Annotated in this window: 19 protein-coding genes, 2 tRNA genes and 1 pseudogene; 13 read left to right on the top strand and 9 right to left on the bottom strand. The window is 45.0% G+C overall.

The genetic code is table 11. The features are described from left to right. Positions 1–9 precede the first annotated feature (9 nt). The 3 genes from KNQ13_RS01295 to KNQ13_RS01285 are packed head-to-tail and all read left to right on the top strand — an operon-like array spanning position 10 to position 2,415. Complete coding sequence (locus KNQ13_RS01295; protein ID WP_026831033.1) at positions 10–246, top strand: FeoA family protein; 237 nt, start codon at positions 10–12, stop codon at positions 244–246. Then, the gene (gene feoB / locus KNQ13_RS01290) at positions 243–2,219 is read left to right on the top strand and encodes a ferrous iron transport protein B (RefSeq protein ID WP_209547902.1); all 1,977 of its coding nucleotides are present in this window, start codon (positions 243–245) and stop codon (positions 2,217–2,219) included. The genes KNQ13_RS01295 and feoB overlap by 4 nt, the downstream gene beginning before the upstream one ends. Before the next feature lie 13 nt (positions 2,220–2,232). After that, positions 2,233–2,415, top strand: coding sequence for a FeoB-associated Cys-rich membrane protein (locus KNQ13_RS01285; protein ID WP_026831035.1), 183 nt, complete (start codon positions 2,233–2,235; stop codon positions 2,413–2,415). A 73-nt stretch (positions 2,416–2,488) separates the two neighbouring features. Here the strand turns inward: KNQ13_RS01285 and KNQ13_RS01280 are convergent, their stop codons facing one another. The 3 genes from KNQ13_RS01280 to KNQ13_RS01270 all read right to left on the bottom strand — a co-directional run bounded on the left by KNQ13_RS01280 (position 2,489) and on the right by KNQ13_RS01270 (position 6,437). Continuing rightward, positions 2,489–2,662: a XapX domain-containing protein gene (locus KNQ13_RS01280; RefSeq protein WP_014969827.1), complete on the bottom strand. Its 174-nt coding sequence runs from the start codon at positions 2,660–2,662 to the stop codon at positions 2,489–2,491. 74 nt (positions 2,663–2,736) lie between these two features. After that, entirely contained in the window at positions 2,737–4,896 is a 2,160-nt protein-coding gene (locus KNQ13_RS01275; RefSeq protein ID WP_026831036.1) for an RNA degradosome polyphosphate kinase, read from the bottom strand. Continuing rightward, entirely contained in the window at positions 4,893–6,437 is a 1,545-nt protein-coding gene (locus tag KNQ13_RS01270) for a Ppx/GppA family phosphatase (protein WP_026831037.1), read from the bottom strand. The genes KNQ13_RS01275 and KNQ13_RS01270 overlap by 4 nt, the downstream gene beginning before the upstream one ends. Before the next feature lie 222 nt (positions 6,438–6,659). On the opposite strand from KNQ13_RS01270, the gene KNQ13_RS01265 reads away from it, so the two are divergent. The 5 genes from KNQ13_RS01265 to KNQ13_RS01245 all read left to right on the top strand — a co-directional run bounded on the left by KNQ13_RS01265 (position 6,660) and on the right by KNQ13_RS01245 (position 12,258). Then, a complete protein-coding gene (locus KNQ13_RS01265) occupies positions 6,660–7,427 on the top strand; it encodes a metal ABC transporter ATP-binding protein (protein WP_014969830.1) in 768 nt (255 codons plus the stop codon). Then, on the top strand, positions 7,424–8,293 hold the full coding sequence (locus KNQ13_RS01260; protein ID WP_014969831.1) for a metal ABC transporter permease: 870 nt from the start codon (positions 7,424–7,426) through the stop codon (positions 8,291–8,293). The genes KNQ13_RS01265 and KNQ13_RS01260 overlap by 4 nt, the downstream gene beginning before the upstream one ends. Continuing rightward, entirely contained in the window at positions 8,265–8,687 is a 423-nt protein-coding gene (locus tag KNQ13_RS01255; RefSeq protein ID WP_014969832.1) for a Fur family transcriptional regulator, read from the top strand. Before KNQ13_RS01260 ends, KNQ13_RS01255 begins: the two co-directional genes overlap by 29 nt. An 88-nt stretch (positions 8,688–8,775) precedes the next feature. Continuing rightward, positions 8,776–10,221: a bifunctional ADP-dependent NAD(P)H-hydrate dehydratase/NAD(P)H-hydrate epimerase gene (locus tag KNQ13_RS01250; RefSeq protein ID WP_051590520.1), complete on the top strand. Its 1,446-nt coding sequence runs from the start codon at positions 8,776–8,778 to the stop codon at positions 10,219–10,221. Positions 10,222–10,410: 189 nt separating this feature from the next. Beyond that, positions 10,411–12,258, top strand: a complete 1,848-nt coding sequence (locus KNQ13_RS01245) for a GGDEF domain-containing phosphodiesterase (protein WP_026831039.1) — start codon at positions 10,411–10,413, stop codon at positions 12,256–12,258. A 137-nt stretch (positions 12,259–12,395) separates the two neighbouring features. Here KNQ13_RS01245 and KNQ13_RS01240 read toward each other — a convergent pair whose 3' ends face one another. The 6 genes and pseudogenes from KNQ13_RS01240 to KNQ13_RS01220 form a co-directional block, all read right to left on the bottom strand. Beyond that, a complete protein-coding gene (locus KNQ13_RS01240; RefSeq protein WP_026831040.1) occupies positions 12,396–13,472 on the bottom strand; it encodes a diguanylate cyclase in 1,077 nt (358 codons plus the stop codon). Positions 13,473–13,732: 260 nt separating this feature from the next. After that, positions 13,733–13,900, bottom strand: a complete 168-nt coding sequence (locus KNQ13_RS15910) for an IS3 family transposase (protein WP_256439755.1) — start codon at positions 13,898–13,900, stop codon at positions 13,733–13,735. Further along, positions 13,883–14,077 (bottom strand): annotated as a pseudogene (locus tag KNQ13_RS16095) (transposase); the annotation flags it as partial. The gene KNQ13_RS15910 and the pseudogene KNQ13_RS16095, both read right to left, overlap by 18 nt. 161 nt (positions 14,078–14,238) lie before the next feature. Next, positions 14,239–14,823 carry a 5' nucleotidase, NT5C type gene (locus KNQ13_RS01230; protein ID WP_014969834.1) on the bottom strand — a complete coding sequence of 195 codons (585 nt, stop codon included), beginning with the start codon at positions 14,821–14,823 and terminating at the stop codon, positions 14,239–14,241. Positions 14,824–14,907: 84 nt separating this feature from the next. Continuing rightward, entirely contained in the window at positions 14,908–16,017 is a 1,110-nt protein-coding gene (gene ispG / locus KNQ13_RS01225) for a flavodoxin-dependent (E)-4-hydroxy-3-methylbut-2-enyl-diphosphate synthase (RefSeq protein WP_014969835.1), read from the bottom strand. A gap of 192 nt (positions 16,018–16,209) precedes the next feature. Beyond that, on the bottom strand, positions 16,210–16,683 hold the full coding sequence (locus KNQ13_RS01220) for a hypothetical protein (RefSeq protein WP_236624412.1): 474 nt from the start codon (positions 16,681–16,683) through the stop codon (positions 16,210–16,212). A gap of 222 nt (positions 16,684–16,905) precedes the next feature. Between KNQ13_RS01220 and KNQ13_RS01215 the strand changes: the two genes are divergently transcribed. From KNQ13_RS01215 to KNQ13_RS01195, 5 genes are all read left to right on the top strand, one after another. Then, positions 16,906–18,546, top strand: coding sequence for a Na/Pi cotransporter family protein (locus KNQ13_RS01215; RefSeq protein WP_014969837.1), 1,641 nt, complete (start codon positions 16,906–16,908; stop codon positions 18,544–18,546). Between the two features lie 119 nt (positions 18,547–18,665). After that, positions 18,666–18,739 (top strand) — tRNA-Met (locus KNQ13_RS01210). 11 nt (positions 18,740–18,750) lie between these two features. Continuing rightward, positions 18,751–18,824 (top strand) — tRNA-Ile (locus KNQ13_RS01205). A gap of 131 nt (positions 18,825–18,955) precedes the next feature. Then, the gene (locus KNQ13_RS01200; RefSeq protein ID WP_014969838.1) at positions 18,956–20,416 is read left to right on the top strand and encodes an alpha-amylase; all 1,461 of its coding nucleotides are present in this window, start codon (positions 18,956–18,958) and stop codon (positions 20,414–20,416) included. 93 nt (positions 20,417–20,509) lie between these two features. Then, the gene (locus KNQ13_RS01195) at positions 20,510–21,118 is read left to right on the top strand and encodes a superoxide dismutase (RefSeq protein WP_014969839.1); all 609 of its coding nucleotides are present in this window, start codon (positions 20,510–20,512) and stop codon (positions 21,116–21,118) included. The last annotated feature ends 130 nt before the right edge of the window (positions 21,119–21,248 follow it).

The following is a 21,248-nucleotide window of genomic DNA, read 5'->3' as shown; positions in this document are numbered from 1 at the left end:
GGAAAGGGCATGACTGATTTAGCAATGATTCCAATTGATCAACCTGTTGTGATGACTGACTTGAACAAAATAGAAGATCGACTCCGAAGACGGCTACTTGCGCTTGGATTTTATGAAGGATGTCCGGTCGTCGTCAAAAGACGAGCGAGCTTTCATGGTCCTTTGACGATAGAACAACGTGATCACCATCAAATGATTGCGATCCGAAGAAGCGATGCCAAGAATATCGGAGTGTTCTCACCATGACTCAAAAAATCGCCCTGTTAGGGAATCCAAATACCGGGAAAACGTCTTTATTCAATCGATTGACAGGATCGTACGCTCATGTCGGAAACTGGTCTGGTGTAACGGTCGATAAAAAGGTCGGAAAACTGCACGGAAATCGAGGGCAGTTGATTGATTTACCGGGGATATATGATCTCGATCCACTGTCAGCAGACGAAGCAGTTGTTGCCCGTTTTTTGATGGAAGACTCGTTTGACGGCATGATCAATATCATCGATGCTTCCCAGCTGGAACGAAACCTACAACTGACGGCACAACTTCTGGAAATCGGAAAACCCATTCAGATTGGGTTAAATATGATGGATGTCGCGCGTAATCGAGGAACGACGATTGATGCCAAACAATTAGCAACCGCACTCGGTGTCGATGTGTTTCCGATCGTCGCAAGAACAGGAGACGGCTGTGAAGTCTTGTTGTCGTCCATCGCCAACAAGGCGAACACACCTTTACGAATCGACTATGGTCCGGAGACGGAACAAGCCATCACGACGATTATCGAACAAGCCGGGTTGCTAGAAAATGAACGTTGGATGGCCGTTCAATATTTAGCAGGCAATCGGGTATTCGTCGAATACCTTGAAACAAAAGCGCCGAGCATCATTGAAGTCCGGAAACAGTTGGAACATCAGCTCGGTCGGTTCATTCATGCGCATATTACCGAGTGCCGAAGAAACTGGGCAATCGCCATTCGTGCGAGCTCCGTCGTCGAAGAAAAGTCAGAGCGAAAAACGTGGACGGATCGGATTGACGCAGTCGTCACACATCCGATTCTTGGATTACCGATTTTCTTTGCGGTGTTATACGTCTTATTCCATGTCACGTTTAACTGGATTGGAGCCCCCTTGTCGGATTTGTTGGCAACGGTCATTGAAGGCCCGATTTCGACGGGAGTCGTCTTTGTGCTGACACAACTTGGTGCATCCGGCTTCATCCAAGATTTATTAATCGATGGGGTCATCGCAGGTGTAGGTGGCGTCTTGGTGTTCGTACCTCAAATCTTTGTGTTATTTTTCTTCATCTCGTTTCTTGAAGATTCCGGATATATGGCGCGTGTCGCAATCGTCATGGACCGGTTCATGCAGATGGTCGGATTGAACGGGAAAAGTTTTATCCCGATGATCATTGGATTCGGGTGTAATGTTCCTGGGATCATGGCAGCACGGTCCGTAGAAGAAGAGCGGGAACGACTGGTGACGATCTTCATTTCACCGTTCATGTCTTGTTCGGCACGATTACCGATTTACGCTGTATTCGCAGGAAGCTTTTTTGCGAGTAATCAGGCATCGATTGTCTTATCACTTTATATTCTTGGTATCGTGTTAGCATTGCTTGCGGCAAAAGTGTTTTCAAAAGTCCTTGCGGCCGAAGATGCAACGAGTTTATTTTTAGTTGAACAACCACCATATCGTGTTCCACAAGGGTTAACGTTATGGCGTAGTACTTGGCAAAAAGGGAAAGGATTCGTCCGGAAAGCAGGGACGTTCATCTTTGGCGGATCGGTTGTCATCTGGTTACTTGCCTATACCGGACCAGGGGGCTTCGATGTCAACATGAATGACAGTTTCCTGGCGATGATTGGTGGTCTGATTGCAATGTTATTGATCCCACTTGGTTTTGGCACATGGCAGGCAGCAGCCGCCTTGATTACAGGTTTCTTAGCAAAAGAAGTCGTCGTCTCGACGATGGCGATTATTTATGCTGTAAATGAATCAGAACTCGGACGGCAATTGTCCGGACAATTTACACCGCTTAGTGCATACAGCTTCATGGCATTCGTTTTACTGTATGTGCCATGCCTTGCAACCGTAGCGGTCATTCGCCGAGAAGTCGGTAGTGTAAAATGGACCTGGATTGCGAGTCTGTACGGATTGTTTGTTGCGTATGGGATTTCGTTTTTGATTTACCAAACGGGACAAGCCCTAGGATTTTCTTAAGGGAGGAATGACGATGCATCTGATCGACTTGTTTATTGGTCTACTCGTATTTGGTTATGCGGGTTTTTCGTTAGTCCGCTTCACGAAAAAAGCGAAAAAAGGAAAATGTGCGACCTGTGAGGTAGAGCCGACCTGCAAAACAGCTTGTGATGACGTCAATTGGGACAACGTCATTGCAGAAGCATTAAAAAAATAACTAAAAAGCGTTTTTCTTGTCCAATCGGAGAAGAAAAACGCTTTTTATGTGGAACGCACTGCACGTTAGGCAATCAGAACGGCCAACGGTCAGCAACGAATAAAAATACTTTCATACCAAGAAACACACCGAAAATCCCGACGATGGCCGGAAAAACGGGCGGAGCGGGAATTGGCAGTTTGAGAGCCGTGAAGACGACGCCACAGATGATACCGGCTAGCAAAGACAATAAAATTTGTTGAAGCATGAGGTCCAGTCCTTTCTTCATATGAAAAACGCTTACATGTTTATTATATGAAGATGTCTGACGTTAAACAACGATTATTTTTTGGAAGAATTCGGATCAAAGGTGATCTTCTCTTCTGATTTCTCAACCGGAATCCATTTTTGATCCAAAGGACGATCAAAAGAAGGTTTTGCTTTCAATTTTCCATTTGTATAATGTTGAATCAAAATTTGTGATTCGCAAGATTGTTTACCCTTAGTGACATAGTGATAGACACCATGTTCATCTTGCTCGCGTGCCTTGACGTTATCGGCTAACGTCAGCGCCAAACAATCCTTGATATAGTTTTTCTGTTCTTCATCGATGATCGGGAAAAGAATTTCAATCCGTTTCCGCATGTTCCGAGTCATCCAATCGGCACTCGAACAATAGATCAAATCGTCGCCATTATGGTGGAAATAAAAGATTCGTGAATGTTCGAGATACCGGTCGACAACCGATGTGACACGAATATTTTCCGAGACGCCTTTGACTTGCGGACGAAGACAACAGACACCTCGTACGATCAATTCGATTCGGACACCGGCTCGCGAAGCTTGATACAGTTTTAAGATGATATCTTTTTCCGTCAAACTGTTCATTTTAGCGACGATTCGTCCATTTCCATGTTTTTTATGGTATTTGATTTCTTCGTCAATCAACGATAAAAATTTCTCGAGCATCGAGTTTGGTGAGGTATGGAGCGCATTCCACTGTGGCTGCTCCCCGTAACCGGATAACCAGTTAAAGAAGTTCGTGGCATCTTCAGCAATCTGTTCGCGCGCTGTCAGAAGACCGATATCCGTGTACAACTTAGCCGTGGAATCATTATAGTTCCCCGTTCCAAGGTGGACGAATCGTTGGATGCGTCCTTCTTGCAGGCGGACGATCAATGTGATTTTAGAGTGGGTCTTTAAATCACTGTAACCATAGATGACGTGGGCTCCTACTTTTTCTAATTGTTTGGCCCATTCGATGTTTTTCGCTTCATCAAAACGTGCCTTCAATTCGACGAGGACCGTGACCTGTTTTCCGTTTTCAGCAGCCGTTTTGAGCGCTTTGATGATCGGAGAGTCCCCGGAGACACGGTACAACGTCTGTTTGATAGCCAGTACGTTTGGATCATTGGCAGCCTGGACGATCAACCGGACGACAGGATCAAACGTATGGTAGGGGTGATGCAGCAGATAATCCTGTTGTAATATTTGATCGAATAAATTTTTTGATTTTTCTAGAGCAGGAGGTTCGACAGGCATGATCGTCTGATAAATCAAATGATCGTATTCAACACCGATTTGACTGTAAAACGCAAAGGCAAATGTTAGATCGATGGGTCCATCGACGGCATAGATATCCCGGTCTTGTAGATCCAACACATCACGTAGCATATTCAGTAAATTCGTATTGATGGCATTTTTTTGGATTTCGAGCCGAATTCCAACTCCCCAACGGCGTTTCTTCAGTTCTTTTTCAATCAATTTCAATAAATCATGGGTCCCTTCTTCATGGAACGGCAAATCAGCATTCCGGGTAATCCGAAACGGCATGGCGGATAATACGCGATAGCCTTTGAACAAGGAATCGATGAACGAGATGATGACATCTTCCAGTAAGATGACAGCCGTCGTTTCTTCATCATCTACCGGTAAATCGACAAACCGTGGCAAGACGGCAGGGACCTGAACGATTGCTAAATTTCGTTTCGAGCCGTCTTCCGCTTCGAGTGCCGTCGCGATGTTCAATGATTTTGACGACAACATCGGGAAGGGGCGGTAGGCGTCAACAGCAACGGGCGTCAAGACCGGGAAAACTTGTTCTCTAAAAAAGGCTTTGACGTATTCCGCTTGGATTTCATTTAATTCTTCATGTTTTAAAAAGGAGACACCTTCTGTCTTCAAGGCTTGGGTCAATTCTTTAAACGCTTCATACTGCTGATCGACAAGTTCTTTTGTTTTTGTTGCGATGGCCCGTAACTGTTGTTTTGGGGTGAGGTATTGTTTATTTTCCGGTTTATTGAATCCTGCTAACACTTCGTCTTTCAGTCCGCCCACACGAACCATATAAAATTCATCCAGATTGGAACTGAAAATCCCTAAAAACTTAAAGCGTTCCATTAAAGGATTTCGTGTATCGAGGACTTCACCTAATACACGTTCGTTGAATTGTAACCAACTGATTTCTCGGTTGTTGAAGAACTCCGGGGAGTCAATCTTCATATAAGGCCGCCTCCTTTAGTATCTAACTGAATAGACCGGTCGATGACACGTTCTAAATGTTTTTTTTGTTTTTCTGCTTTTTCGACTTCAAATCCATAATCATGATCACCCGTATCAAGAATGATGCGGATATTTTTTCCATCCTTTTCTAGCGCAAGCTCGACACTATTGACGGCTCGACGTTCTGTGACATCAAGTGCCTCCGTCAGTTTCAAGATTGAACCAAGTAAATCAAAACGTTCGATTGATTTATCGGTAAACCAATCCTTAAAAGGTTTCAAGAGCTGGTGCATCCGTTTAGAAGAAGAATAAGAACTGACGAGGGCTAGCGCCAGACGATCTTTATGGGTCATGCCTTTTAAATCGGTATTCGTCAAAAGATAAAAGGTCTGATTGGAACGTGTATCTGGATTGATATATTGTCCGCAGTACAACAGTCGGCTTGCCGAATCGAGTAATCGTAAATCGGCGGCCCGTTCCGGAATGATATCGAGTGTGACGAGTTGTCGATAAATCGATTTAGCGATCGTACCCAGGTAGTTCGTTCGGTCCCGGTTGACCTTGTAATCACTCTCGAGCTGGTAAAGACTTTCCTCCCGAACGTTTTCGATACGCCGTTGATTCTGTTCCCGTAAATCATATTCATAGACCAGCCCTTCTCGCAGCCCGTAATTACTCATCACAAACTGATCAGCTTCGATATGTAACGCCAGCTCATGAATCGCAATCAACGCAGGTAAAAAGATATCAACCCGGTCTTTGGATAATCCTTCAATTTTCGTGAGATGTTTAGGTGCTTTATCTTCCAGCTCATCAATCAATTTTCCTAATTCCTTTGCCCGGACTTGATATTGATGAATCCCGTGTAAGGGATAATCCATGGTCGACTGATGGATTCGGACGAAGTTTCGGGCTGAACCACCCACGCCAATCAGTGGGAGCTTTTTGTTTTTAAGCCAAGGAATATCATCGAACTGTTCCCGTAAAAATTTGATTAATTTTTTTTGTTCACCCGATGTCATCGTTTCTCCAGAGAGAAACTGACGTGTCAAGGTGACGGCACCAAACGGAAAACTGTGGTACGCGACCATTTCACGATTTTCGATCAACGTGACTTCCATCGAACCACCACCGATATCGACCGAATAGCCATCCGTTAAAAAGGTGGAGTTGATGATGGCGAAGAAGCCATAATAGGCTTCCTGCTCATCCGAAAGGACACGCATCGTAAACGGTGTTTCTTGTTCAACGGCATGAATGATGTCTTCGCGGTTACTGGCATTTCGAATGGCGGCTGTCGCGACACAAATCGTCTCTTCGACGAGGTGGGTGACGCCGATTTCGTAAAAACGTTGTAACGTCTCACACAACAAGCGAATTCCTAGTGGATCTAATGCACCGTCCTCATCAATATGAGCGGATAGTCGAGCCACGACCTTGACATTGATTTTTTCGATGTATCGACCGGAATCGATTGGATGGAAAATGACGTATCGGATCGAGTTGGATCCGATATCGATGACTGCTAATTCGTTTTTCAAAAGAAATCCGCCCCCTTTCACTTATCAATCCGTCTTTTCCCGAATCAAGGATTCTGAAAACGACAGCTTGTATACTTTCATTGTACATTGTGCGTCTGTCAAAAACCGTCCGTTCACAAAAAAGTTACATCAGTTGCACCGGATGACGGCTGGGGCTATAATAAGACAGTTGATAAGACGTAACTATTCCGTTTTAACATGAGACGGAAGGAGAGAATAGACATGACTGAACCAATTATTGAAATCAAGCAACTCACGTATGATTATCCTGATCGACGTGTTTTAAATGAAGTGACATTTGATGTCGAACAAGGTCAATTTCTCGCGATTGTCGGAGAAAACGGTTCTGGGAAATCGACCTTGATTAAATGTATGCTTGGATTATTAAAGCCGACGGGTTCGATTCGTTTGTTCGGACAGGATCAAGCAGCCTTCAGTGACTGGTGGCGAATCAGCTATGTGTCCCAAAAAGCAGCATCGTTTAATTCAGGTTTTCCGGTGACGGTCGCCGAGGTCGTCGAGATGGGACTGTATGCCAAAAAAGGGCTGTTCCGTCGTGTGACGAAACTCGATCGCCAAAAGGTCAAGACTGCGCTGGAAACGGTCGGGATGTGGGATCGTCGTGATTCGAAAGTCGGAGACCTGTCCGGTGGACAACAACAACGGGTTTTCATTGCACGGGCACTCGTCAATGATCCGGACTTGATGATTTTAGATGAACCGACGGTCGGAGTCGATCAACGGTACGTCAAAGAGTTTTATGAAATCTTAGAGGAATTACGGCGTGATAAAAAGCGGACGTTCGTACTCGTGACGCATGACATTCACTTCGTCAGTAAACTCGTGACGGATGTGATCCACCTTGTCGACGGACGGCTTGGTTGTAACTGTGGTATCAAGGAATACTGGGAACTCGATGAACAGACGATTCGTTCGCTTTACCCAGTCCCTGGACGCGTCTTAGTCCACCAAGGGGAGGTCGTCCAGTGATTGAAGCGTTCATGACACTGAAGTTTTTACAGTACGCCCTCATTGCGGCGGTATTAATCGGGTTTACGGCACCGTTGATTGGCTCCTTTGTCGTCGTCCGGCGGATGAGTCTGATTGCGGATGCGTTGTCACACGTCACGCTCGCCGGGATTGCGCTCAGTCTGTTGATTTCCGGGATGGTTGCGAGCCTGGCCGATTTGAATCCGCTTTATCTTGGTATCGTGACTTCGGTCATCGCCGCCTTGACGATTGATTGGCTCCGGGCAAAATATAAACACTTTCAAGAACTGGCCATCCCGATCATCATGGCGACAGGAATGGGGCTCGGGGCAATCTTCATCAGCCTCGCCAACGGCTTTTCGATGGATCTCGTGTCCTTTTTGTTTGGGACCGTCTCAGCTGTGACCTTGACGGATGTGTATACGATTTTCATCGTCACGGGAGTCGTGATTGTGTTTGTCATCGCATTTTATAAAGAATTACTGTTTTTATCATTTGACGAAGAACAAGCTCGTGTTTCCGGGATTCGCTTGCGACTAGTTCATATCCTCTTTATGATTGTCGTCGCCTTGGTCATTGCAATCAGTATGCGGGTCGTCGGGATTTTGTTAGTATCGAGTTTGATCACGTTACCGGTCGCGGCAGCGCTTCGTTTTGCGAAAAGCTTTAAGGCGACGATTTTCTATGCGATCGTATTTGGGGAAGTCGCAACGATCACCGGCTTGATTCTTGCCTATCAGTTTGATTTGGCACCAGGTGGGATGATTGTCATGTTGGCAGTGATCGAACTGATTCTCGTCATGATCATTGAACGGTTTTGGATCGGAGGGAAAACGCATGAAAAAAAACATCGAACAAGCGCGTGAACGGATGAAGGCATCCGGCTTTAAGATGACACCGAAACGACTGGACTTGTTAGCCTATCTGTTCGAAGCCAACCGCTATGTCAGCGCGCGGGAAGTCGCAGAAGAGTTACGCCTGTCACATCCTTCGCTCAGTTATGATACGATTTATCGAAACTTAAATGACTTTGCGGAAATCGAAATTTTAGAGACGACGGAACTGGATGGGGAGATGAAGTACCGGGCGGCGTGTCAGTCTGGACACCACCACCATCATTTGATTTGTCGGACCTGTGGAAAGACGGAAACATTAGATGTCTGTCCGATGCAATGGGTTGCGCCGATCAAAGACTCAGGTTTTGAAGTCGAAGATCATAAGTTTGAAATTTATGGACGCTGTGCGGCGTGCCAACAATAGGTAAGTGGATCATGAAGAAGTCCTTTGCGTTTGCAAGGGGCTTTTTAGCTTGAAATGAGCCAAAACGGGAATAGGACGAACAGAGGTGATGGAGATGATTTATGATACGCATGAAGCGAGGCAAATCGATGAGTGGGCAAAGACGTCCGGATTGCCCCTTGAGGTGTTGATGGAACGTGCTGGTAGTGAAATTGCAAAACAAATCAAAGAACACCATGATGCCGACGAACGAATCTTGATTGTGTGTGGCACCGGCAATAACGGTGGGGACGGCTATGTCATCGGTCGCGAACTGATTCGTGACGGTTACGATATCACGCTTCATGCGCCGTTTGGAGAACCGAAGACGGCAACGGCTCGGCTGCACACGCGATATGCTGAAAAATTTGGTCTTGTTGCCGAGGGGATTTGTGGTCAATATGATGTGATTGTCGATGCGGTATTCGGGACAGGTTTTGATGGTGCACGTTTCACGAAATCAGTAACGGATTTGTTTGCTTGGGTGCAAGAGCAACAGCAACAAGGGGCTAGACTCTACGCGGTCGACATACCGAGTGGTATTCCTACGGATCAAACGAGTGATTTTTCAGGGCAAGGACTAAAAGCAGATGCGACGTTTTGCCTGCATGCCTTTAAGCGATCTGCATTTTTAGTAAAGACGGCCCCGTTTTTTGGACAGTTGAAAAAAATTGATTTAGGATTACCAGCTTTTGGAGGATGGTCTTTGTATGACGAGTCGATTGAACCGTTGTTGACGCGAAATCCATACGGACATAAAGGAACTTACGGGACGGGGTTATTGATTGGAGGGAGCGAGACGATGCCAGGATCGATTCAGTTGGCCACACGTGCAGCGCTGCGAACAGGAATCGGGAAGTTACAAGTCGCAACCGTCCCGTCGGCTCAGCTCGGATTGATCATCAATGCACCGGAAGCGATGATTCTCGATCAGACGACGGAAACCATTCAAGGTATCGTCACTCAAGTCGACGTCGCTGGCATTGGACCAGGTCTATCTTCTGAGTTTACTTCCGAGTGGATTGATCTGTTGCTTCGGCAAGATATCCCGGTTGTGCTTGATGCGAGTGCACTCATTCGGGACAGTTATCCAGAACGTCAAGCGGCAATCGTCGTTACGCCACATATCGGTGAATTCGCCCGTATGACGAATCAAACGGTCGCGGAGGTTCAAGATGATTTGTTTGAACAAGCAAGTGCGTATGCGATGCTCCATCAAGTAATCGTCGTCTTGAAATCGCACGTCATCTTGATCGCGAAACCCGACGGTGGCGGATATGTGATTGCCGGTGCATCGAGTGGATTAGCGAAAGGTGGAAGTGGTGATACGTTGTTTGGCTTGATTACAAGTTTACTTGGTCAACGAAAACATTATCAGCACTTTTCGATCGAACGATTGATTGCGATGGGGGTGTCTTGGTATGCTCAAGCATCAAAACAAGTCGAACAACGGATGCATCCGAGTAGCATCGTCGCGACAGACTTGATTGAGCAGTTAGGTAAAGTGGAGGGCTGATCTATCATCTGGAAATAGACGAGCAGACATCCACTTTTAAGTGGAATCGTATACGACATGTTCCTGACTCCTTTAATTGAGAGGGGACATGTCTTTTTGAGTGATGATTGCTAGGAGTAGAATGACAGGAGTATCATGAAGTGATGTCGAAAAGTTAAAACAGACATTCCGAAAGAAAGGAGGAGACGGATGCCGATTCAACCAATCGATGAGATCGTTCGAAACCAACAGCGGTGGATTGGAAATTTTGCGTTGTTTTTAATGAGTGCAGGAGCACTGGTTTATTTGGGAACGACAGATACGGTCATTCAAAACGCCTACTTGGATCGTTCGACCATCGTAACTGTCCTGCTTTGTATCGGTCTGATCACGTTTTTGATCAGTCGTAGTCAATTGTCGAATCGTTACCAATCCCATTTGCTATCTATCATGTTACTGATTATTCCAGTTATATCAATTAGTATGTTACCGTACGCAGCCGTCACGGTCTGGGCCAGTTGTTTTATATTTTTGATGATTGCCTTGATTGCGTATGACCGGGTCATGATTTGGTATGCCCTTCTCATCATTGCCTCTACGAACGTGTACGTCATGTTCCGTTCGGAGACGGTATCGGTTGAGATTGATCCGACCGATCATTATGCCAGGCTGGGAATGATCGGGATCGCGATTTGTATCGCCCTGATTATCAATCATCTCCATCTTCGTAATTTAAGTCGTCTCCAGCTATTGGCAAACCAATTACACGAGGCGGCACGTCATGATTTGCAAACACAGCTACTGAACATGCGGGGACTAGAAGAACGTTTTTCAGAGACATCCCATCAGCACCTCTTATTAGTCGGCGTGCATCTTGAAAATTATTATGAATTGGCCCGATATTTTGGGGACGAGATTCAAGAGCAGGTTTTATTGGATTGTATTGACCGTCTGCAAACCCGACTTCCCCCATATTTGACGATTGTCCGGGTCGAAGGAGGGACGTTGGTTGTCGTGATGGAAAAGCCGCCTGGTGTGTCTTGTCAGGAGGAGATGGAACTTCTCAGTCAGCAGATGTCGGCCCCCTATCAAGTCGAGCGGCATCAGATTTATGTGAATCTATATCTCGTCATCGATGATGGGGAAGTCGATCAAACCAGCATGACGAAACGAATCCGGCAAATCACGTCAGCACTTCAGGAAAGCGTCCAAAACTCAGAAAAGGTCATGTGTCTGAATCAGGACTGGCGGAACGAACAGGCCTTACGAGTGGCGGCGGCTCAAGCGTTATCGCAAGCGGATGTGAATCGGGATTTTTACCTGGTGTATCAATTACAATATGATTCTGAACAGGAACGTTTTATTGGTCTGGAAGCACTGGTTCGTTGGAACACCACTATTACGGGAGCCGGACGACCGACGATTTTTATTCCGATTGCTGAAAAAAGTGATTTGATTATCCGTTTAGGTGAGTGGATTTTTGAAGAGGGATGTAAGACAAGAAAACAGTTGATTGGTCTTGTCTCAGACGATTTCAGCTTGTCGGTCAATGTTTCTCCCCGCCAGTTGACACATGATTCGTTTATGGCGTTCATTGAGCGGATGTTGCTGAAATACTCTTTAAAACCAAAACAAATCAAGATTGAAATTACGGAAAGTCAGTCGTTGGATTTTGAAAGTCAACCGATTCTCCGGGCATTACGGCGTATCAAGACATTGGATTTCCCCGTTTCGTTAGATGACTTCGGGACAGGTCATGCTTCTTATCATGTGCTCGAACGCCTGCTGCCACTTCGTCAGTTAAAAGTACCTAAACAGTTTATCGAACAGATTGAAGAATCTGAAAAACGGCAATCGATTCTAGAATCGATTTTTCAACTCAGTCAATCGATGCATGTCGAGTGTATCGTCGAAGGAGTCGAGACGGGAGAAGAAGTTCAAATCGCTAAGGATATTGGGATTCATCTGTTTCAGGGCTACTTTTTTGCGAAACCAGTATTGCTGGATGAAATCATTTGTTTGCTGAAAACAAAACAAACAGGACTGACCCAAAAGTAATCCCGCGCTTCACACGTTCATTCCGGGAGGAGTCGTGTAAGACGCGGGATTTTTTCTAAACATGAAACGTCGGAACTGAATTTAAGTCCGCCCCGAGTTCCGTGTAAAGTTCGACATGTACGATTGATTGTTCTGATTTAGTTCGAATACAAGTAGGATTGATTTCGTCCATTCTTTTTCGCTTCGTATAAAGCGGCATCCGCCTGTTTAAAGACGGTGCTAGCGGGCTGACGTTGAGCAAAGGCGATACCGGCTGAGACGGTAATCGCAAGGGCGTGATCTTGCATGACGAATGGTGTTGCTGTGACGGTAGTCACGATGTGCTGCGCGAACTCAGTCGGAGAACTACGGAGTGTGTTCGGAAAAATAGCAATGAATTCTTCTCCACCATACCGGCCGATGGTCACCTCATCGGGACATTCTTGTGTTAACAAAACAGAAAAATGACGTAAAACGGCATCACCGACGGCATGACCATACTGGTCATTCACAGCTTTGAAATAATCCAAATCAAACAGGATGACACCCCAGGGAGCTTGTTCGCGTTCTAACGTCGCGACTTTATCCATGATGACATGACGATTTGCTAGCCGGGTGAGTTGATCGGTCGAAGCTAGATAAGATTGATAGGAATAGAGGACAAAATGATCTTGTAGCATATAGGACAAGCGGTAAAATAAAAAGGAAGCAAGCGCCGTGATTAAAAAATACGGCAAGTAAATCGTTTGCCAAGCATGTGTTTCAGCATTTCCGAGTAACATTCTTACTAGGACAAGGAAGGAACCTATCGACACGATTATCGTAAAAAGGTATCCTTTTGGTTTGATGAACCATGTACAAAAAATGACGAGGACGATGAAGCTGACCAAAGTAATGATAGAATTCTCGAGGGCGGTCAGTGATTCACCTATGTCCATTCCAACACGATAGAGTAACAACATCGAACCGGTCGTCATGATGCTAATCGGACCACCGTACAAAGCGGACAAGGCAAGTGGCAACAACCGTAAATCGATGAAAGCACCGTTGATGGAAATCGAGTTATGAATCAATAAAATACCGGTCACGCCATTCGCCAGACCAAAATAAAAGCGGGTAGATACCTTAGAATCCTTTTGGATCGGCAGTCGATTTCGCATCAAATAAAACGTGACCGACAAAATCAAAAAAATGATACAGATGTTCAAAAAAAAGATATTAAGTGTCGAAATCATAAAAAAATCCTTTCGCGTTAGGTACGATAAAAAAATACTATGTAATCTGTCATCGTTGTACGATAGTCTAATCGGAACATACAGAAAAATGGGGCTGACTTTAAAAAGAATCACTCCTTTTTCACACGCTTTGCTCAGACGAGACACAAGCCTGTTTTCCTGCCTCATCCAGGCAGGAAAACAGGGCTTGTTTGTCTCTGAAAGCGCAGAAATCTGAACTGCTCCCCGTCAAGTAGACAGTGTAAATAATTAAAACTCACTCAAGCGGCTTTTGTCCTGAATTCAATAGGACTCAAGCCGTTTAATCGTTTTTGAAAACGCCCGTTGTTATAGAAATATATATAAGCTTCGATGTACGATTTCAGCTCTTCGTAGGCTTGGAAATCACGGACAGCTGCTTGCTTTAGCTCTTTCGTATAGATTTTCAATGAAGAAGATTCCTCGAAAGAAGCCACTCCACCTGAATGCAACCGTGCCTTCCAACGCTCTAACGTACTCCTAGAGACCCGATGGGTCTTACACACTTCCTGGACCGTATACTTATTGGATGCAAGCATTCGGAGTGCCTCTAATTTTTGTTCAACGGAATACTTAGTTCTTGTCATAAAGAAGACCCCCCTAATAGAAAAACAGATTGTTTATTTCATCTGTCTACCTATTGGGGAGCATATCAAAGCGAGTGATTTCTCTTGAACGAGACGAGGGTGACAGAATTGCAATCTGCCACCCTCGTCTGTGTAAAGATTGACTTTTGCGTCAGCCCCATTTATCGAATCGGTGCGAACTTATGGATCGTCTGAACGGCCTCATCCCAAGAAGACACCCGAATGATGTTTTCCGGGACAGGGCGACGATTGTATGGTGCATCAAACAAGATGACCGGAATCGACGTATCTTCCGCGATTTGAATCGCATTTTCTAATCGATCTTCCATGAAAAGATCCAGTGCCAAGTCCCGGACGACTTGAACTTTGTCGTGTGATCCAGTCATGATCAGAGAATCGAGTGGTAACTCGTGTTGTTTGATCCATTCTTCCGTTACCGGACGAACGATTTCCGATCGTGCCGTCACATAATGTAAATCATATTGTTTACGTAAATCCCAAAGATGTTGTTTAACAAGCTCTTGAGGAATCGATTCACGATAGATGCCTAATTCATGACCGGACTTGACCATGAATTCCCAAAACTCAATTTGATCCATCTCCGTATAGGTATGGAGTTCATATTCAGAAGCCATCTCAAAATCAATCGATGTACCAAGATATTTATTCATATAGTTGAAACATGAAGAAGGATGAGTGATCGTTCCATCAATATCTATTCCGATTTTCACTTGAATCACCAACATTCTATAAATTTTCTGCCACTAGTATAACATAGTCGAAAAGATGAGACGAAAAAAGAGTCACTCCGCTCGGAGGACTCTTTTGGATTAAGATTGGCTTGCTTTAGCAGCTTCTTTTTCTGCTTCTTTTTCAAGAACAATCGCATCGATTTCTTTTTTCAATTCTTCTACCATCGTTGCCTCAGGTACTTTTCGGATGATTTCTCCATGACGGAACAACAAACCTTCGTTACGAGCACCGGCAATCCCGATATCAGCTTCTCGTGCTTCCCCAGGACCGTTTACGGCACAACCAAGGACAGCGACTTTGATGTTGACTTGGATTTTATCGATGTAGTCTTCGATTTCTGCTGCGATTGCCATCAAATCGATTTCAATTCGTCCGCATGTCGGGCAAGAAATCAATGTCGCGGCATTGGCTGCGAGACCAAATGATTTCAAGACTTCTTTTGCGACTTTTACTTCTTCAACGGGGTCGGCAGAAAGTGAGACACGAACCGTATTCCCGATACCGCGTGACAGAATCGCACCAAGACCAGCCGCCGATTTTAGTGAACCTGTCCGTAGTGGACCAGATTCCGTGATTCCGACATGAAGGGGGTAATCAAACGATTCAGAAGCGAGTTGATATGCTTCGAGTGCCAGTTGTACGTCAGATGCTTTCAACGAAACGATGATATCATGGAAATCGAGATCCTCAAGAATCTTGATGTGATGCAGGGCACTTTCGACCATACCACGGGCAGTCGGATAACCGTATTTCTCGAGAATATGTTTCTCAAGTGAACCGGCATTGACACCAATCCGGATCGGAATGTTTTTTGCTTTTGCTGCCGTAACGACCGCTTCGACTTTTTCGCGGCGTCCGATATTACCCGGGTTGATGCGGATTTTATCGACACCCGCTTCGATGGCCATGAGAGCGAGTTTATAATTGAAGTGAATGTCTACGACAAGCGGAATGTTGATCCGGCTCTTGATTTCTGCAAGGGCGAGCGCATCGCGTTCTTCTGGACAAGCAACACGGACGATTTGGCATCCTGCTTCTTCAAGACGTAAAATTTCAGCGACAGTCGCTTCGACGTCGTGTGTTTTTGTTGTCGTCATACTTTGAATGATGACTTCATTACTTCCACCAATGACAAGGTCCCCAACACGAACGGGACGAGTCTTAGAGCGATGGACCATTTTCGGCATATCGAAAATCCCCTTTTGCGGCATAACGCCAGATTGTTTATGACTACTTGTACTATCATATCGAACTATTCCCTAAAAATCGAGAAACAAGAACGAAAATCGAACATTTACAATTGTTTAACACGGATTGTGTAAAGTCAATCCGCCGCCGGACGGATTGTCGGTCGGGAAAAAATCAGATGCGGCGCCCGGTCACCGCTGGACCTTGGAAGGGTTCTTTTTTTTACGCGCCTGTACGAGAGGGAGGACCGAATAAAGTATATGCCCTCCTAACAGGACGGATATTCCGATAGTTGTTGCTCCTAATTGATAGAAAAGTACGCCGATCGGAAAAGTCCAGATATTGGCGGCAACCGTATAAGGGAATACTTGTCGAAATGCCCATGGTTTCGGAAGAAGCCATTGGATGAGCCAACGATTCAGATAAGAAACGAATAACAGATACAACAAAACGGCGATTGCGATGAAGATAAAATGAAGGATGAACCAGATCACAAATGGGATCGATTGATCGAGCAGGATGCTATCGATGATCGTCGTCCACAGGGAAATCCACGCTAATCCACAGAAATAAAGGGTGATGTCTGCCAAGCGAGTTTTTAAAAAAACACGATTAGGAATTAGGGTGGTTTGTAAGTAATTAAGTAGTTGACTTAAAAAACGCATGGAAATCACTCTTTCTTCTGTATTGTAACAACTCTTTTTGAATTTAAAATCCTTTTAATGCCAACGTATTTTCTGTTTTAGTACAGATTAATAAAACCTTAACAATCAAATATCGGAAAAACTGTTTACAAGTTCAATAGACCTTTACATAATAGGAGAGGTTGAACGACAGAAACTTAATAAAAAATCAATTCCACTTTTTTTATACGAGGAGATGACAAAATGAACTATGATTTGCAGGAAATGATTTTCACTTTTATTGGTGGACTTGGTATTTTCCTATTCGGTATTAAGTATATGGGAGATGGTCTTCAAAAAACAGCAGGAGACCGTCTGCGGTATATTTTAGATAAATATACGTCAAACCCGCTGCTCGGAATTTTAGCGGGTATTGTCGTCACAGTTTTGATTCAGTCGTCATCTGGTACGACCGTCATCGTCGTCGGTCTCGTCAGCGCAGGTCTGATGAACTTACGGCAAGCGATTGGTGTCGTCATGGGGGCGAACATCGGAACAACGATCACGGCCTTCATCATCGGCTTTAACGTCAAGGAAGCAGCACTCCCGGCGATCGCGCTTGGAGCGTTTCTGATCTTCTTCTTCAATAAAGAACGTATTCAATACATCGGACAGATCTTCTTTGGATTTGGTGCACTTTTCTATGGATTGACGCTCATGGGCGACGGGATGGCACCACTGGAGTCAAGCGAATGGTTCCGCGAACTGACAGTGTCGATGTCAGACAATCCGATTCTTGGTGTGTTTGTCGGAACGATTTTTACGATTCTTGTCCAATCTTCCTCTGCAACGATTGGGATTTTGCAAGAGTTATATGATGGCGGGATGATCGATATCAAGGCTGCGTTACCCGTCTTATTCGGTGATAATATCGGAACGACGATTACGGCGGTTCTTGCGGCACTCGGTGCTTCGATTGCAGCAAAACGGACAGCTGCGGCGCACGTCATCTTCAACATCGTCGGAACGATTCTATTTTTGATTGCTTTGCCTGTATTCTCGAGTTTCATCACCTGGATTACAGGAGCGCTTGATCTTGAACCGAAAATGCAAATTGCTTTTGCACACGGAACGTTTAATGTCGTCAACACGTTGATTCAATGTTGGTTCATCGCACAAATCGCATGGCTCGTCCAAAAAGTCGTTCCGGGTACGGATACGACGGTCGACTCAAAACCACGTCACTTGGATCAAAACATCCTCAATCAATCATCGTCACTTGCATTGAATCAAGCGAAGCTGGAAGTATTGCGGATGGGTGAATTCTCTAAAGAAGCACTTGGTAAAGCACATCGTTATACGCAGTCACATGACAAAAAAGATGTATCAGAAGCAGATCAAATCGAGTATGCGATCAATCATTTGAACACTGAAGTAACAAGTTATCTCGTCAAAGTGGCGGCACATGATCTGTCAGAGCGAGAATCAAACGATCATTCGCTCTTGATGCATGCGGTCAATGACTTCGAACGGATTGGTGATCACGTCGAGAACGTCATCGAACTCGTCGACTTCCAAATCGTCAACCGGATTGTCTTTACGAGTCAAGCGAAAAAAGAGTTGGATGAGATGTATGTCCTGACTCAAAAAATCGTTGAGACGGCCATCAAAGCAGTCGAGCTCGATGATGTCTCGTTAGCACGTCAAGTGCTTGAGTTAGAAGGAAAACTTGATTCCCTTGAACGTTCATTCCGTAAACACCACGTCTTGCGTGTTAATGCAGGGGAGTGTACCGGTCAAGCCGGAATGATTTTCGTTGATTTACTATCGAACTTGGAACGAATTGGCGATCATGCCGTTAACATTACGGACCTCGTACTTGAACAACGTTCAGGAACAGCCTGAATGGGGAGATGAAACAAGAGGAATTTCTGAAAAGAAATTCCTCTTTGTTTTTGTGAGATAGTTTATTGACATTCGAGTTTGATTTTAGTAATCTGATATTAGTTGTTTCAAACTATCATGGCGGTGTAGCTCAGCTGGCTAGAGCGTACGGTTCATACCCGTGAGGTCGTGGGTTCGACTCCCTCCGCCGCTACTATTACTTAAGGACCCTTAGCTCAGCTGGTTAGAGCTGACGGCTCATAACCGTCCGGTCGCAGGTTCGAGTCCTGCAGGGTCCATTGTAGAAACGCACACTCTTTTTTTGAGAGGGTGCGTTTATTTTTGCTTTCTTGGGGAATATTAAAGATATTGTAATAATGTTCATACAATACTATTCATACTATGGCAATTTAAGGGAGAGCGAAGAGAGATGGAACGTAACCATACAATGATGCAGTTTTTTGAGTGGCATGTAGAAAATGATGGGAAGCATTGGCAACGCTTGAAAGAGAGAGCGCCGAAACTGCGTGCTGCAGGCATCACATCTGTTTGGATTCCACCCGCATCAAAGGGGCAATCAGATGAAGATACAGGGTATGGCATTTACGATGTCTATGATTTAGGGGAATTCGATCAAAAAGGAACGGTCCGGACGAAATACGGGACAAAAGATGAATTGATTGAAGCGATACAAGTTGCCCATGAAAATGACATTGCCGTCTATGCAGACGTCGTCATGAACCATAAAGCGGCAGCGGATGAATTAGAAACGATTAAAGTCGTGGAAGTCCACCCGGAAGACCGTTCACAAGAAATTTCAGAAGAATTCGAAATCGATGCGTGGACGAAGTTTACGTTCCCGGGTCGAAACGGTAAATACTCTGATTTCATCTGGACACATGAGTTCTTCAATGGAACGGATTTTGATGCACGTGAAGAAAAAACGGGTGTCTTTAAGATTTCCGGTAAAAATAAAGACTGGAACGACCAAGTGGATGATGAGTTCGGTAACTATGATTACTTGATGTTCGCAAACATTGATTACAACCACCCAGAAGTACGTCAAGAGATGATCGATTGGGGGAATTGGTTCAAAGACACAATCAATTGCCAAGGGTTCCGGTTGGATGCCATCAAACACATCAACTATGAGTTCGTCAATGAATTCGCAAAATCGATGATTGGAGATAATCCGGAAGGTTTTTATATGGTCGGTGAGTTCTGGAAATCGGATTTAGATGATTGCCGTCAATTTTTAGACAGTGTGGATTATACGATCGATTTGTTTGATGTGCCGCTTCATTATAAATTCCATGAAGCGTCGCAACAGGGACAAGAATTTGACTTGACGACGTTATTTGCAGATACACTCGTTGAGTCGCACCCGACAAACGCGGTGACGTTTGTTGATAACCATGACTCGCAACCAGGTGAATCGCTTGAATCGTGGATTGACGACTGGTTCAAACAACATGCCTATGCATCGGTACTCCTTCGTAAAGACGGTTATCCATGTGTCTTCTATGGCGACTACTATGGTGTCCAAGGACCTCATCCGGTCGAAGGCAAAAAAGAGATGATCAATGCTTTGTTGTATGCCCGTTACCATAAAGCATATGGCGAACAAGAAGATTACCTCGACGATCCACATTGTGTCGGTTGGGTCCGTCGTGGTGTCGAAGAATTCCCGAACTCGGGCTGTGCGGTCTTACTGTCGAACGCGGATATGTGTGAAAAACGGATGTTCGTTGGTGAATCACGTGCGGGAGAGCATTGGTTCGATTATACGAATCACCAGGAAGAACCGGTCGTCATCGATGAAGAAGGATTTGGTGTGTTCCCGGTTCCAGGCGGCGGCGTTTCTGTATTCGCTCCACGTGACGAACAGTAATTTATAAGGGTGATTGCTTGCGCCTGACCAACTATTTTTGCTAGTCTTAAAGAGTACTGAAATTCCGAAAATAGGATAAAGGGGGACATGAAAATGTCAAAATTTGAATTACCAGAACTCGGCTACGCTTATGATGCGCTAGAGCCACATATCGATGCTCGTACGATGGAGATTCACCACTCTAAACACCACAACACGTATGTCACGAACGTCAACGCGGCACTTGAAGGGTCAGAGCACGAAGGGAAATCACTTGAAGAGTTGCTTCAAAACCTTGATTCGCTTCCGGCAAACATTCAAACAGCTGTCCGCAACAACGGTGGTGGACATTGGAATCACTCGTTCTTCTGGAAACTCTTGAAAAAGAATGACGGAGCGGCTCCGACTGGCGAACTTGCTTCAGCAATCGACGAGTCATTTGGTTCATTCGATGCGTTCAAAGATGCATTCGCAAAAGCAGCAACAACACGTTTTGGTTCAGGTTGGGCATGGCTCATCGTCGACGGTGGCAAATTGGCTGTCGTATCGACACCAAACCAAGATACACCAGTCATGGAAGGCAAAACGCCAATTCTTGGACTTGATGTTTGGGAACATGCGTATTACCTCAACTACCAAAACCGTCGTCCAGACTACATCACTGCGTTCTTTAACGTCGTTGATTGGGATCACGTTGCGAAGCTTTACGCTGACGCAAAATAAAGACAAGGTAAAAGAATCGGTTTCCCGAAACGGAAACCGGTTCTTTTTTTTATGCGGAAAATGATGGGATAGGTTGTTATGGAAAGTTTCCTTCTATATAATGAAACAAGATGACTTTTTGAACGATAGG

The sequence above is a fragment of the Exiguobacterium sp. s128 genome (assembly GCF_018618815.1).
GTDB classification, from domain to species: Bacteria; Bacillota; Bacilli; order Exiguobacteriales; family Exiguobacteriaceae; genus Exiguobacterium_A; species Exiguobacterium_A antarcticum.
This window is presented reverse-complemented; position numbering and strand designations above follow the sequence as displayed.

Coding starts and splice junctions, on each gene's coding strand:
- KNQ13_RS01295 (WP_026831033.1), top strand. CDS start 10: ATGACTGATTTAGCAATGATTCCAATTGATCAACCTGTTGTGATGACT.
- feoB (WP_209547902.1), top strand. CDS start 243: ATGACTCAAAAAATCGCCCTGTTAGGGAATCCAAATACCGGGAAAACG.
- KNQ13_RS01285 (WP_026831035.1), top strand. CDS start 2,233: ATGCATCTGATCGACTTGTTTATTGGTCTACTCGTATTTGGTTATGCG.
- KNQ13_RS01280 (WP_014969827.1), bottom strand. CDS start 2,662: ATGCTTCAACAAATTTTATTGTCTTTGCTAGCCGGTATCATCTGTGGC.
- KNQ13_RS01275 (WP_026831036.1), bottom strand. CDS start 4,896: ATGAAGATTGACTCCCCGGAGTTCTTCAACAACCGAGAAATCAGTTGG.
- KNQ13_RS01265 (WP_014969830.1), top strand. CDS start 6,660: ATGACTGAACCAATTATTGAAATCAAGCAACTCACGTATGATTATCCT.
- KNQ13_RS01255 (WP_014969832.1), top strand. CDS start 8,265: ATGAAAAAAAACATCGAACAAGCGCGTGAACGGATGAAGGCATCCGGC.
- KNQ13_RS01250 (WP_051590520.1), top strand. CDS start 8,776: ATGGAGATGATTTATGATACGCATGAAGCGAGGCAAATCGATGAGTGG.
- KNQ13_RS01245 (WP_026831039.1), top strand. CDS start 10,411: ATGCCGATTCAACCAATCGATGAGATCGTTCGAAACCAACAGCGGTGG.
- KNQ13_RS01240 (WP_026831040.1), bottom strand. CDS start 13,472: ATGATTTCGACACTTAATATCTTTTTTTTGAACATCTGTATCATTTTT.
- KNQ13_RS01230 (WP_014969834.1), bottom strand. CDS start 14,823: ATGTTGGTGATTCAAGTGAAAATCGGAATAGATATTGATGGAACGATC.
- ispG (WP_014969835.1), bottom strand. CDS start 16,017: ATGCCGAAAATGGTCCATCGCTCTAAGACTCGTCCCGTTCGTGTTGGG.
- KNQ13_RS01220 (WP_236624412.1), bottom strand. CDS start 16,683: ATGCGTTTTTTAAGTCAACTACTTAATTACTTACAAACCACCCTAATT.
- KNQ13_RS01215 (WP_014969837.1), top strand. CDS start 16,906: ATGAACTATGATTTGCAGGAAATGATTTTCACTTTTATTGGTGGACTT.
- KNQ13_RS01200 (WP_014969838.1), top strand. CDS start 18,956: ATGGAACGTAACCATACAATGATGCAGTTTTTTGAGTGGCATGTAGAA.
- KNQ13_RS01195 (WP_014969839.1), top strand. CDS start 20,510: ATGTCAAAATTTGAATTACCAGAACTCGGCTACGCTTATGATGCGCTA.